8 protein-coding genes and 1 rRNA gene are annotated in these 13,090 nt (G+C 60.2%); 7 read left to right on the top strand and 2 right to left on the bottom strand.

The window, feature by feature from the left end:
* Nucleotides 1-756 (top strand): peptidoglycan editing factor PgeF, encoded by a 756-nt coding sequence (pgeF, locus tag SR908_RS09955; protein WP_378075705.1) that lies wholly within the window; start codon nt 1-3, stop codon nt 754-756.
* Nucleotides 757-914: 158 nt separating this feature from the next.
* A complete protein-coding gene (clpB, locus tag SR908_RS09960; protein WP_097023978.1) occupies nt 915-3,497 on the top strand; it encodes an ATP-dependent chaperone ClpB in 2,583 nt (860 codons plus the stop codon).
* 125 nt (nt 3,498-3,622) lie between these two features.
* On the opposite strand, the gene SR908_RS09965 is transcribed toward clpB, so the two are convergent.
* A complete protein-coding gene (locus SR908_RS09965; RefSeq protein ID WP_322527346.1) occupies nt 3,623-4,990 on the bottom strand; it encodes a sugar porter family MFS transporter in 1,368 nt (455 codons plus the stop codon).
* Nucleotides 4,991-5,497: 507 nt separating this feature from the next.
* On the opposite strand from SR908_RS09965, the gene SR908_RS09970 reads away from it, so the two are divergent.
* Together SR908_RS09970 and ilvN are read left to right on the top strand one after the other, a co-directional pair.
* Nucleotides 5,498-7,222: an acetolactate synthase 3 large subunit gene (locus SR908_RS09970; RefSeq protein WP_097024199.1), complete on the top strand. Its 1,725-nt coding sequence runs from the start codon at nt 5,498-5,500 to the stop codon at nt 7,220-7,222.
* A complete protein-coding gene (gene ilvN, locus SR908_RS09975; RefSeq protein ID WP_097024198.1) occupies nt 7,222-7,713 on the top strand; it encodes an acetolactate synthase small subunit in 492 nt (163 codons plus the stop codon). Before SR908_RS09970 ends, ilvN begins: the two co-directional genes overlap by 1 nt.
* 70 nt (nt 7,714-7,783) lie before the next feature.
* On the opposite strand, the gene ilvY is transcribed toward ilvN, so the two are convergent.
* Nucleotides 7,784-8,665: an HTH-type transcriptional activator IlvY gene (gene ilvY / locus SR908_RS09980; RefSeq protein WP_246925220.1), complete on the bottom strand. Its 882-nt coding sequence runs from the start codon at nt 8,663-8,665 to the stop codon at nt 7,784-7,786.
* Nucleotides 8,666-8,834: 169 nt separating this feature from the next.
* Between ilvY and ilvC the strand changes: the two genes are divergently transcribed.
* The 3 genes from ilvC (at nt 8,835) to SR908_RS09995 (ending at nt 13,020) form a co-directional block, all read left to right on the top strand.
* Nucleotides 8,835-9,851: a ketol-acid reductoisomerase gene (gene ilvC, locus SR908_RS09985; protein WP_246925223.1), complete on the top strand. Its 1,017-nt coding sequence runs from the start codon at nt 8,835-8,837 to the stop codon at nt 9,849-9,851.
* A 155-nt stretch (nt 9,852-10,006) separates the two neighbouring features.
* Nucleotides 10,007-10,831 (top strand): CDP-diacylglycerol--serine O-phosphatidyltransferase, encoded by an 825-nt coding sequence (pssA, locus tag SR908_RS09990; protein ID WP_246925240.1) that lies wholly within the window; start codon nt 10,007-10,009, stop codon nt 10,829-10,831.
* 649 nt (nt 10,832-11,480) lie between these two features.
* Nucleotides 11,481-13,020 (top strand): 16S ribosomal RNA (locus SR908_RS09995).
* Nucleotides 13,021-13,090 lie beyond the last annotated feature (70 nt).

Here is a 13,090-nt window from a genome sequence, read left to right on the forward strand (position 1 = left end):
ATGAAGGAACGCCCCACCTTGATTCTGCCCGATTGGCCGGCGCCGAGCACGGTCGGCGCCTTCGTCACCACACGCGAGAGCGGCCCCAGCGAGGGCGCCTTCGCGTCCTTCAATACGGCGCATCACGTAGGCGACGACCCCGCGTCGGTCGACCGCTGCCGCCGACTGTTGAGTGCCGAGCTTGACGATGCCCGTCCCTTGTTATGGCTGAACCAGGTGCATGGTGCCACCGTCCAGCAGGACTACCGCGCGGCATTTGCCGAGCAGCCGCCGCGCGCGGACGCCTCGGTGGCCTTCGACAAGGGGTATGCCTGTGCCGTCCTGACTGCCGATTGTCTGCCGGTGTTTTTTTGCGATCGCCAGGGCACGCGTGTGGGCGTGGCGCATGCCGGCTGGCGGAGCTTGGCGGGTGGCGTTCTGGAGGCCAGCGTAGCGGCTCTGGGACAGTCGCCGGATGAGCTCATGGCGTGGCTGGGGCCGGCAATTTCCAAGGCGCAGTTCGAGGTCGGCTCTGAAGTGTTCGAAACTTTCGTAGCCGTGCAGCCCGAGGCGGAAAGCGCCTTCGAGCCCAGCCCCTATCGCCTCGGACACTATATGGCAGATATCTATCGCTTGGCGCGGTTGCGTCTCGAGCGGCTGGGCGTCGGTCATATCGGTGGCGGTCACTTCTGCACCGCCTGCGAGCCGCGTTTTTATTCCCACCGTCGCGACGACGGCCACACCGGACGCATGGCCAGTGTGATCTGGCTGCGCTGAACGGCCCTTCGTGTCCGAGCCCGGCGTTATCGAGCGCCGGAACGTTTTTTGCACATCCTGCCTTGAAACGCCCCCAGCATACCTCCATTAATGATGTCAACATAAGATAACCGTGCGGCATGCCGGTGGCGTGTCGCGATGGATGAAGGAGGGGTTCGATGCGTATCGATCGCATGACCAGTAAATTGCAAAACGCCTTGGGCGAAGCGCAGTCCCTGGCGGTAGGGCGCAGTCATAACCAACTCGATCCCGGCCATGTGCTGATGGCGCTCGTCGAGGCGCAGGAAAACGGCATCAAGGGCCTGGTGCAGAAGGCGGGCGGCGATGTGTCGCGCCTGCGTAACGGGCTTTCACAGTATCTCGACGATTTGCCGCGCGTCGGCCAGTTCGATGGCAATGTGCAGCTTTCCTCGGCGTTGTCGCAGCTGTTCAACCTCGCCGACCGCGAAGCCCAGCAGCGCGGCGATCAATATATCGCCAGCGAGCTAGTGGTGCTGGCGGCGCTGGAAATGAAAACCACCATTAGCAAGGTGCTCCAGCAGGCCGGTCTGGACGTGCAGTCCGTGCGTAGCGCCATCGATAGCTTGCGCGGCGGTAACAAGGTGGATGACGCCTCGGCTGAGGAAAGCCGTGAAGCGCTGGATAAGTACACCATGGATCTGACCCAGCGTGCCGTCGATGGCAAGCTCGATCCGGTGATCGGCCGCGACGACGAGATTCGCCGTACCATCCAGGTGTTGCAGCGGCGTACCAAGAATAATCCCGTGTTGATCGGTGATCCCGGTGTGGGCAAGACCGCCATCGTCGAGGGCTTGGCCCAGCGTATCGTCAACGGTGAGGTGCCCGAGGGGTTGAAAGATAAGCGCGTGCTGTCCTTGGACATGGGGTCGTTGTTGGCCGGCGCTAAGTACCGCGGCGAGTTCGAGGAGCGCCTCAAGGCCGTGCTCGGGGAGCTGGCCAAGGAAGAAGGCCGCGTCATCCTGTTCGTCGATGAGTTGCACACCATGGTCGGCGCCGGCAAGGCCGAGGGCGCGATGGATGCTGGCAATATGCTCAAGCCGGCGTTGGCGCGCGGTGAGTTGCATTGCGTCGGGGCGACTACGTTGGACGAGTATCGTCAGCACATCGAGAAGGACGCGGCGCTTGAGCGGCGTTTCCAGAAGGTGTTGGTGGATGAACCCAACGAGGAAGACACCGTGGCGATCCTGCGTGGCCTCAAGGAGCGCTATGAGGTGCATCACGGCGTCGATATCACCGACGGCGCGATCATCGCCGCGGCCAAGCTGTCGACGCGCTATATCACCGACCGGAAACTGCCCGACAAGGCCATCGACCTGATCGATGAGGCGGCCTCGCGGATTCGCATGGAATTGGATTCGATGCCCGAGGAGATGGACCGCCTCGACCGTCGACTGATCCAGCTCAAGATGGAGCGCGAGGCACTCAAGAAGGAAACCGACGAGGCGACCAAGAAGCGCCTCGATTCACTCGAAGCTCAGATCGATGAACTGAGCCGTGAATATGCCGATCTCGAGGAGGTCTGGAAGGCCGAGAAAGCCAGCATCCAGGGCGCTGCGCAGTTCAAGGCGGAGCTCGAGCAGGCGCGCATCGATCTCGAGGCGGCACGGCGGCAGAGCGATCTGGGGCGTATGTCCGAGTTGCAGTACGGGGTGATTCCCAAGCTCGAGCAGCAGATCGCCGAGGCCAGCGAGCACGAGGCGGATACCGCCAAGCACCAGCTGTTGCGCTCCAACGTCACCGAGGAGGAGATCGCCGAGGTGGTCTCGCGCTGGACGGGCATCCCGGTGTCCAAGATGCTCGAGGGCGAGCGTGACAAGCTGCTGCGCATGGAAGAGGCGCTGCACGAACGCGTCATCGGTCAAGACGAGGCGGTGACCGCGGTGGCCAACGCCGTGCGCCGCTCACGCGCAGGATTGGCCGACCCGCATCGCCCCAACGGGTCGTTCCTGTTCCTGGGGCCCACCGGGGTCGGCAAGACCGAGCTGTGCAAGTCGCTGGCCAACTTCCTCTTCGATACCGAGGAGGCCATGGTGCGCATCGACATGTCCGAGTTCATGGAGAAGCATTCCGTGGCGCGGCTGATCGGCGCGCCGCCGGGCTATGTCGGCTATGAGGAAGGCGGTTACCTGACCGAGGCGGTGCGCCGTAAGCCCTATTCCGTGCTACTGCTCGACGAGGTCGAAAAAGCGCATCCGGATGTCTTCAACATCCTGCTGCAGGTGCTCGAGGATGGCCGGCTGACCGATGGCCAGGGGCGCACGGTGGACTTCCGTAATACGGTGATCGTGATGACCTCCAACATGGGCTCAGACATCATTCAGCGCATGGGCGGCGATGACGCCGATTACGCCGTGATGCGCGATGCCGTGATGGGGGTGGTGGGCGATCATTTCCGTCCTGAACTGATCAACCGCATCGACGAAGTGGTAGTGTTCCACGCCTTGGGGCAGGAGCAGATTCAGTCCATCGCGGCCATCCAGCTCGAGCATCTCCGGGCGCGTCTGGTCGAGCGCGAGATTCGTCTCGAGGTCAGCGACGACGCCCTGGCGCAATTGGCGGTGGTCGGCTTCGATCCGGTGTTTGGCGCGCGACCGCTCAAGCGTGCCATCCAGAGCCGGATCGAGAACCCGCTGGCGCAGGAGTTGCTCGCCGGGCATTTCGCGGCGGGCGATACTATCCGCGTCACTACAGAAGACGGGCACCTCGTCTTCACCAAGTAACGTGATCGGCCCGGCGGGGCCGGGCCGATCGGTACTCTCGACACACGGTCGCGTCCTGACCGTCTTCCCGCCCGCGACGTGCTGCGTCGCGGGTTTTTTGTGCCTGCCCTCTGGGCCCGGCCCGATTACTCCTGTGGGAAGAGCTTGCGCTGCAGCTTTTCCAGCGGCACACCTTTTGTCTCCGGCATCAAGAAAGCGACGAAGAGCACCTGGAGCACCATCATGACGCCAAAGAAGGCGAATACCGGCCCGCCGTTGAACACGCCCAGCACCCAGGGCGTGACCAGTGTGATCGCGGCGGCGAAGAACCAGTGCGTGAAGCTGCCCAGCGACTGACCGCGGGCGCGCTCGCGATTGGGGAATATCTCGGAAATGAAGACCCAGATGACCGTGCCCTGACTGATGCCGTGGGCGGCGACGAAGAGGCATAGCTGAAGAGGAATCAGCGCGCCCCCCAGGTTATCGGTAAAGAACGCATGCGAGATGCTCGACAGCGAGATGATGTAGCCCACCGAGCCGATATACATCAGCTTGCGGCGGCCGAAACGATCGATCAACGCCATACCGATCATGGTGAAGATCACCATGACCAAGCCGATGCCTGCGGTGGAGAGCAAAGATGCGCTGGCGCCGAGCTGTGCCGACTCGAGAATACGCGGCGCGTAGTAGAGCACGAAGTTGATGCCGGTGAATTGATTGAAGAAGGCGATCAAGAATGCCAGCGTGATCGGCAACCGGTATCGGCGCGAGAAGAAGCGTGACTGGACCTTGTTGTCCTCGCGGTCGGCGGCTTGAATCTCCTCGATCTGAGCATCGACATCACGCTTGGCATCGATCTGGCGTAGTACCGCCGCAGCGCCACGGGTGTCGTGGCGATTGAGAATCAGCCAGCGTGGGCTCTCGGGTACCTTGAATAGTGCCAGTGTATAGACAAGTGCCGGTACGGCTTCGATGCCGACCATCCAGCGCCAGGCATCATCGCCGAGCAAGCTGCCGAGGATCGCGTTCGAGACGTAGGCCATGAAAATGCCGAACACCACATTGAATTGATAGAGCGCTACCAGGTTGCCACGCCGTTCGGCGGGCGCGATCTCGGAGATATAGGCCGGCGCGGCGACCGATGACATGCCCACGCCGAACCCACCGATCAGGCGGAAAAAGGAAAACCAGAACGGGTCGGTGGCGAGTGCAGAGCCCACGGCCGACACGAAATAGAGGACGCCGATCGCGAACAGTGTCTTGCGCCGCCCCAGGCGGTCGGTGGGCCAATTGCCGAAGATCGCGCCGAGCACCGTCCCCCATAGCGCCATCGACATGATGAAGAGGCCGTGCTGGAGATCGCTGAGTCCCCAGAGTTCTTGCACGGGCCTGTCCGCTCCGGAAATTACAGCGGTGTCGAAGCCGAAGAGGAAGCCCGCCATGGCGACGAATATGGACCATTTCAGAATGGGGGACATAAGCGACTCCTTTGCAGTGTGGGTGAATCCATTCACTGACCCTCGAATCTTAACCAAGATTACAGCAGCGATGCCTTAATTATGCTGCCACCCGGCATCCAACTTTAGTGGATGATCGGCGTATCAATGGCGGAGTGATGCAGCACTGCTCTCCGCGCGTGCGCGGTGGAGGTTGACAGCTCGGGGGCGCTGATGGAATCTAGGTGGTTCCTGATTGCGGGCGCAGCCATTGACGGGTGATCCCCGGCCGCTGCGTGAAGGGTAGGTTGAAAAATGCCTCTACCCGCCTGTCGAAGGAGATCAAGGGTATGGGCCAAACGCCTGTTCCCGCCAACCCCGACACGGCGATCTGCCGTGCCAGGAATCGCTTTGACCAGCCGGTCTCGGCGGTTTCTATGAGTGCGGGTCCCCACCCCGGGCCCAGAGCCAGGATTATGGCATCAGGTGCCGGCGCAGCCGGCAGCGGCGTACTGCCGCATCGACACTTCGCTGCCCGTAACGTGGCAGTGAATGGCACTCGTTATCTCCAGGGGAGAACTATCAGTGGAATTGCTTTCCGGCGCCGATATGATCGCCCGCTTCCTGCAGGATGAGGGCGTCGAGCGTATCTACGGCTACCCCGGCGGTGCAGCGTTGCATATCTATGATGCGCTGTTCCGCCAGGACAAGGTCAAACACATCCTCGTTCGTCATGAACAAGCTGCTACTCACGCCGCCGATGGCTATGCCCGCGCCTCGGGCAAGCCAGGCACGGTGCTGGTCACCTCCGGCCCCGGCGCGACCAATGCCGTGACCGGCATCGCCACCGCCTACATGGATTCGATCCCGATGGTGGTGCTGTGCGGCCAGGTGGCCAGTCATCTGATCGGTGAAGATGCCTTTCAGGAAACTGACATCGTCGGCGTGACGCGCCCTATCGTGAAACACAGCTTCGCCATCAAGCACCCTTCGGAGATCCCCGAGGTGCTCAAGAAGGCGTATTATCTCGCCGCGACCGGTCGCCCCGGGCCGGTGGTGGTGGATATCCCCAAGGATATGACGGCGCCCACCGAGCGTTATGAGTACGTCTATCCGAAGAAGGTCAAGATCCGCTCCTATAACCCGGTCACGCGGGGTCATAGTGGCCAGATAAAGAAAGCCGTGGACATGATGCTCAAGGCGCGGCGGCCGGTGTTCTATACCGGCGGCGGCATCGTCACCAGCGGCGCGAGCGAAAACTTGACGGCGTTGGTTAAACGCCTGGGCTTCCCCATTACCACCACGTTGATGGGCATCGGCTCCTATCCGCAGACCGATGCGCAGTCGCTGGGTTGGCTGGGTATGCACGGCAGCTATGAGTCCAACATGGCCATGCACCATGCCGATCTGATCATCGCCATCGGGGCGCGCTTCGACGACCGAGTCACCAATAACACCTCGAAGTTTTGTCCCACTGCCAAGATCGTGCATGTGGATATCGATCCCAGTTCGATCTCCAAGACGGTGCGCGCCGATGTGCCGATCGTGGGGCCGGCGGATAGCGTCATCAATGAAATGATCAGCCTGTTGCAAGGCCGGGAAATGGCTAACGCCGAGGCGCTGCCGGAATGGTGGACGACCATCGATGGTTGGCGCGCCGAGCGCGAAGGCAAGCTCTACGAGGCTTCTCAGCCGGGCGAGCGACTCAAGCCGCAGGAAGTCATCGAGGCGGTGTATCACATCACGCGCGGCGAGGCCTTCGTGACCACCGATGTCGGCCAGCACCAGATGTTCGCGGCGCAGTACTACAAGTTCGACAAGCCCAATCGCTGGATCACATCCGGGGGGCTGGGCACCATGGGCTTCGGTTTCCCGGCGGCGATGGGCATCAAGCAGAACTTCCCCGATGACATCGTGGTGTGCTTCACCGGGGAGGGCAGCTTTCAGATGATGATGCAGGAATTGTCGACCTGTAAGCAGTTCGGCACCGGGGTCAAGATCATCAACCTCAACAACGGGACGCTGGGTATGGTGCGCCAGTGGCAGGATCTCAACTACAAGTCGCGCCATGCGCACTCGTACGTGGAGTCGCTGCCGGACTTTCAGAAGTTGATCGATGCCTACGGCTTCACGGCGCTCAAGGTAGAACATCACGACGAGCTCGATGCGGCGCTGGAGCGCACGTTCGCCGACAACGACGAATTGGTGTTCCTCGATATCGACGTCGACCCCCGGGAACACGTCTATCCGATGCAGGTGCCCTTGGGCGCCATGCGTGACATGCTGCTTTCGAAGACGGAGCGGACCTGATGCGCCACATCATCTCGATTCTGCTGGAAAACGAACCCGGCGCCCTGTCCCGCGTGGTGGGATTGTTCTCCCAGCGTAACTTCAATATCGAAACGCTCAACGTGGCGCCGACCGAGGAGCCGAGCCTGTCGCGCCTGACCGTGACCACGGAAGGCGATGACCGTGTCATCGAGCAGATCACCAAGCATCTCAACAAGCTCATCGATGTGGTCAAGCTGGTCGACCTGACCGAGGGCAATCACATCGAGCGCGAGCTGATGCTGGTCAAGGTGAAGGCGCTGGGCGCGAGCCGCGACGAGGTCAAGCGCACGGTGGATATCTTCCGCGCGCAGATCGTCGACGTTACGCCGAGTGTCTATACGGTGCAGATCACCGGTGATGCCGGCAAGCTGGACGCCTTCATCCAGGCCATGGCGCCGATCGGTATTCTCGAGGTCGCGCGTACCGGGGTATCAGGCATCTCGCGAGGTGACAAGATACTCAGCCTCTGAGCCTGTGCTCTTATGCCATGCCATTACAGGCCGCTCTCACGAGCGGCCTTTTTGCTTTAAGGGGGCAAGGTTAGCGGATCTGCGACCATAGGGCCTTGACCAGCGGGTTGCGCAGCTTCTTCTCGGTGACGCAGAGCCCGACCTCGTAAGGCGTTAACGCAGGCTCGACTTCGAGGGCCTGAATGCGCTCGGCCAATGGGCTGTTGTCGACCACGATCTGCGGCACTACGCCGACGCCGAAGCCCAGCCCAACCATGCTGACGATGGCTTCGTTGCCCGCTACCTGGGCATAGATGCGCGGCTTGACCCCCAACTGGCGGAACCAGGCATCCGTTCGCTCGCGGGCAAGGCCCGACTCCGAGAGGATCATGGGAATGCTGCCCCAACTGGCGGCGTCCGTCGTAGCGGTGAGGCCGGCCAGCCATTCCGGCATGGTGCGCGGCGCGATGAACAGCAGCGGCGACGTGGCGATTGGCTTGAATGCTAGCTGTGCGGGCAGGGTCTCGGGACGCGCGGTGATCGACATGTCTTCTTCGCCGCTGAGGACGCGTGAAACCGCGCTGGCCGGGTCGCCGGTATGCAGCTTCAATTCGATGCGCGGGTGGCGCTGTCGAAACTCGCTGAGCAGCTCGTAGAGAAAGCTGTAGCTGGCGGTCACCGAGCAGTAGATGCTGATTTCGCCGGACAGTTCGCGGCTTTCCGCCATCAGCGAGTGACGAAATACATCCCATTGCTCCAGGGCATCGCGTGCATAACGCTGGAAGAGGCGGCCTTCATGAGTCAGTCGGACACTGCGGTTGTCGCGCTCGAACAAGGTTACGCCGAGTTGTGTCTCGAGCTGGCGGATCGTGCGGCTCAGTGTCGAGGGACTGACGTGACACAGCTCGCTGGAGCGGCCAAAGTGCAGGGTGTCGGCCAGGCTGAGGAACTGTTGGTAGGGACGCGTATCCATGGCAATATCATTTCAGTTTTCGGCATACGGTATTGCAAATATAGCGTTTTACGCAACGCTTGGGGCTGACGTAAAGTGATATCAAAGCGTCGCGACAGACGACGCTCATGGCGGAAGGCCATCAACGCTGACACTTAATACGTTCCTTCTTCGATATCTGGAGTACGACATGCGCGTTTACTACGACAAAGATTGCGACCTCTCGCTGATCCAGGCGAAGAACGTCACCATCGTGGGGTATGGTTCCCAGGGCCATGCCCATGCCCATAACCTCAAGGAGTCCGGCGTCGAGGTCACCGTGGCGCTGCGTCCGGGCTCTTCGTCAGTGGCCAAGGCCGAAGAGGCGGGCTTCAAGGTGGCCTCCGTGCCTGAGGCCTGCAAGACGGCCGATGTGGTGATGCTGCTGGCGCCCGATGAGAACCAGAAGGCGATCTACGAGCAGGATATCGAGCCCAACTTGAAAGAAGGCGCGACGCTGGCTTTCGCGCATGGCTTCAACATCCACTACAACCAGGTGACGCCACGCGCGGATCTGGACGTGATCATGATCGCGCCCAAGGCGCCGGGCCATACGGTGCGCTCCGAGTTCGTGCGCGGTGCCGGCGTTCCCGACCTGATTGCCATCCAGCAGGATGCCACCGGTCAGGCCAAGGAGTTGGCGCTTTCCTACGCAGCCGGTATCGGCGGTGGCCGCAGCGGCATCATCGAAACGTCCTTCAAGGATGAAACCGAGACCGACCTCTTCGGTGAGCAGGCGGTGCTGTGCGGCGGCGCGGTCGAACTGGTCAAGGCTGGCTTCGAAACGCTGACTGAGGCTGGTTACGCTCCCGAGATGGCTTACTTCGAGTGCCTGCACGAGCTCAAGTTGATCGTTGACCTGATGTACGAAGGTGGGATCGCCAACATGAACTACTCCATCTCCAACAACGCGGAGTATGGCGAGTACGTCACTGGTCCCAAGATCATCAACGAGCAGTCGCGAGAAGCAATGCGCCATGCCCTGAAGGACATTCAGACCGGCGAATACGCCAAGATGTTCATCAACGAAGGCAACAGCAATTATCCGTCGATGCATGCGCGTCGCCGCCTGAATGCCGAGCATCCGGTCGAGCAGGTGGGGGCGAAGCTGCGTGGCATGATGCCCTGGATCGCGGCTAACCAGCTGGTCGACAAGAGCAAGAACTAAGCGCTTTTGTGAGTCGGTAGCGAACGGGCGCGGCCAATTGGCCGCGCCCGTTTACGTTTTGGGTCGTCAAGGAGGCCGACTGTCGACTAGGATTGCAGTGTGTAGAATGTCGGAATGGCCCATCAAGGGCCGTTCCATGGCAACGGATGACTTTTATGACGCAAGAATCGGGCACGCCAGAATCGCCCAAGAAAGCCGACACCGAGGATGTCTCGGAGGACAATTCGGCCTTTCAGGACGAAGACGAAATCATCGAGGAAACCATCGAGAACGGGAAGCGCGTGCGTCGACGAGGCATTTATTTGTTGCCCAACCTGTTTACGCTATCGGCGCTGTTTTCTGGTTTCTTCTCCATTATCGCGGCGATGAACGGCAACTTCTCGGGGGCCGCCATCGCGATCTTCGTGGCGATGGTTCTCGATGGGCTCGATGGACGCGTGGCACGGATGACCAACACGCAAAGTGCCTTCGGCGCCGAGTTTGACAGCCTGGCCGACATGGTTTCGTTCGGCGTAGCTCCTGCGCTGGTGGCGTTTTCCTGGATTCTGCAAGACGTCGGCAAGATTGGCTGGATCGCTGCTTTTATCTTTGCCTCCGGTGCGGCATTGCGTCTGGCTCGCTTCAATGTGCAAATCGGCAGTACTGACAAGAAGTGGTTCGTGGGTTTGCCGAGTCCTTCCGCAGCCGCACTCGTCGCTGGCTGCGTATGGACGCTGCATAAGTTCGACGCCGATGCCCTGGGCTTTAAATTGTTCATCGCGTTCGTCGTGGCGGCAGCAGGGGTGTTGATGGTCAGCAACATCCGCTACCACAGCTTCAAGGAAGTCGATTTCAAGGGCCCTGTTCCCTTCGTCGTGCTGTTGGCGATTGTGCTCGCATTCGTGGTGATTTCACTCGAGCCCTCGCTCATGCTCTTGATCCTGTTCGGCTGCTATGTAGTGTCAGGGCCTCTGCTCGCACTCATGCGCAAAATGCGCTGAGTTCGTGTCTTTCATGCTTGGTGCCCGCCACGGTGTGGCGCTGGATTATCCACACCCTCTTTAATGTGCTGTCCCGCTCGGGGGTGTGGATAAGGTGAAAGTGTCAACATTTAGCTGCCGCCAATCGAACGGCAACTATTTTTAAATCATCCCCTTGCGTTCCTCCTCTGTGGATCGTAAAGTACGCATCCGCTGCCGGCGACGGACCTCGTGGCCAGCGGTGGAAGGGTAGCGCAAGTGGCTGACTTGCTTGAGAAATTCGAATCACTGGTTGGTTTTTCTCGCTTGACAGTGACGCCGGGTTCGGTAAAATGTGCCGCACCTCGAAAGGCCCCTGACAACGCTGCGGTTCAAAGCGATGTCAGCGATTGTCACCTCGGCTAACGCCTTGACAATCACGGCGCTTTCGGTAGAATACGCCTTCCTTGCGAGGCGCCCATCGGGCACACGCAAGCCGCTCCGCTCTTGTCATATCGAGCCCGGAGCCGCTCTTTAACAAACGATCAGGTAATTCATGTGGGCGTTTGCTCAGGTAGGGGTGCCAGTCACGACCTATCAAGGCAAACGACTCGTCAAGGATCTTCGGATCTTTTTGAGAACGTTTTAGTCTTGAACCAAGTTTGGTCCGCTCAACGGACTATCAGACTTTCAACTGAAGAGTTTGATCATGGCTCAGATTGAACGCTGGCGGCAGGCCTAACACATGCAAGTCGAGCGGAAACGATCCTAGCTTGCTAGGAGGCGTCGAGCGGCGGACGGGTGAGTAATGCATAGGAATCTACCCAGTCGTGGGGGATAACCTGAGGAAACTCAGGCTAATACCGCATACGTCCTACGGGAGAAAGCGGGGGCTCTTCGGACCTCGCGCGATTGGATGAGCCTATGTCGGATTAGCTTGTTGGTAAGGTAACGGCTTACCAAGGCGACGATCCGTAGCTGGTCTGAGAGGATGATCAGCCACACCGGGACTGAGACACGGCCCGGACTCCTACGGGAGGCAGCAGTGGGGAATATTGGACAATGGGCGAAAGCCTGATCCAGCCATGCCGCGTGTGTGAAGAAGGCTTTCGGGTTGTAAAGCACTTTCAGCGAGGAAGAAAGCGTGCCGGCCAATACCCGGTACGGACGACATCACTCGCAGAAGAAGCACCGGCTAACTCCGTGCCAGCAGCCGCGGTAATACGGAGGGTGCAAGCGTTAATCGGAATTACTGGGCGTAAAGCGCGCGTAGGCGGCGTGTCACGCCGGGTGTGAAAGCCCCGGGCTCAACCTGGGAACGGCATCCGGAACGGGCAGGCTAGAGTGCAGGAGAGGAAGGTAGAATTCCCGGTGTAGCGGTGAAATGCGTAGAGATCGGGAGGAATACCAGTGGCGAAGGCGGCCTTCTGGACTGACACTGACGCTGAGGTGCGAAAGCGTGGGTAGCAAACAGGATTAGATACCCTGGTAGTCCACGCCGTAAACGATGTCGACTAGCCGTTGGGTCCCTTGAGGACTTAGTGGCGCAGTTAACGCGATAAGTCGACCGCCTGGGGAGTACGGCCGCAAGGTTAAAACTCAAATGAATTGACGGGGGCCCGCACAAGCGGTGGAGCATGTGGTTTAATTCGATGCAACGCGAAGAACCTTACCTACCCTTGACATCCTGCGAACCCGGAAGAGATTCCGGGGTGCCTTCGGGAGCGCAGAGACAGGTGCTGCATGGCTGTCGTCAGCTCGTGTTGTGAAATGTTGGGTTAAGTCCCGTAACGAGCGCAACCCTTGTCCCTATTTGCCAGCGATTCGGTCGGGAACTCTAGGGAGACTGCCGGTGACAAACCGGAGGAAGGTGGGGACGACGTCAAGTCATCATGGCCCTTACGGGTAGGGCTACACACGTGCTACAATGGCCGGTACAAAGGGTTGCGAAAGCGCGAGCTGAAGCTAATCCCGAAAAGCCGGTCTCAGTCCGGATCGGAGTCTGCAACTCGACTCCGCGAAGTCGGAATCGCTAGTAATCGTGCATCAGAATGGCACGGTGAATACGTTCCCGGGCCTTGTACACACCGCCCGTCACACCATGGAAGTGGACTGCACCAGAAGTGGTTAGCTTAACCTTCGGGAGAGCGATCACCACGGTGTGGTTCATGACTGGGGTGAAGTCGTAACAAGGTAGCCGTAGGGGAACCTGCGGCTGGATCACCTCCTTAAACGACCGCGCATCCCCCCTGGGTAAGCGCTCACAATGAATTACCTGATCGCGCAGAGCAACGACTGTTT

The sequence above is a fragment of the Chromohalobacter canadensis genome, assembly GCF_034479555.1.
Taxonomy (GTDB): Bacteria; Pseudomonadota; Gammaproteobacteria; order Pseudomonadales; family Halomonadaceae; genus Chromohalobacter; species Chromohalobacter canadensis.

Bases quoted from the DNA above. Each gene is read 5' to 3' on its own strand.
- pgeF (WP_378075705.1), top strand. From the start codon at position 1: ATGAAGGAACGCCCCACCTTGATTCTGCCCGATTGGCCGGCGCCGAGC.
- clpB (WP_097023978.1), top strand. From the start codon at position 915: ATGCGTATCGATCGCATGACCAGTAAATTGCAAAACGCCTTGGGCGAA.
- ilvN (WP_097024198.1), top strand. From the start codon at position 7,222: ATGCGCCACATCATCTCGATTCTGCTGGAAAACGAACCCGGCGCCCTG.
- ilvY (WP_246925220.1), bottom strand. From the start codon at position 8,665: ATGGATACGCGTCCCTACCAACAGTTCCTCAGCCTGGCCGACACCCTG.
- ilvC (WP_246925223.1), top strand. From the start codon at position 8,835: ATGCGCGTTTACTACGACAAAGATTGCGACCTCTCGCTGATCCAGGCG.
- pssA (WP_246925240.1), top strand. From the start codon at position 10,007: ATGACGCAAGAATCGGGCACGCCAGAATCGCCCAAGAAAGCCGACACC.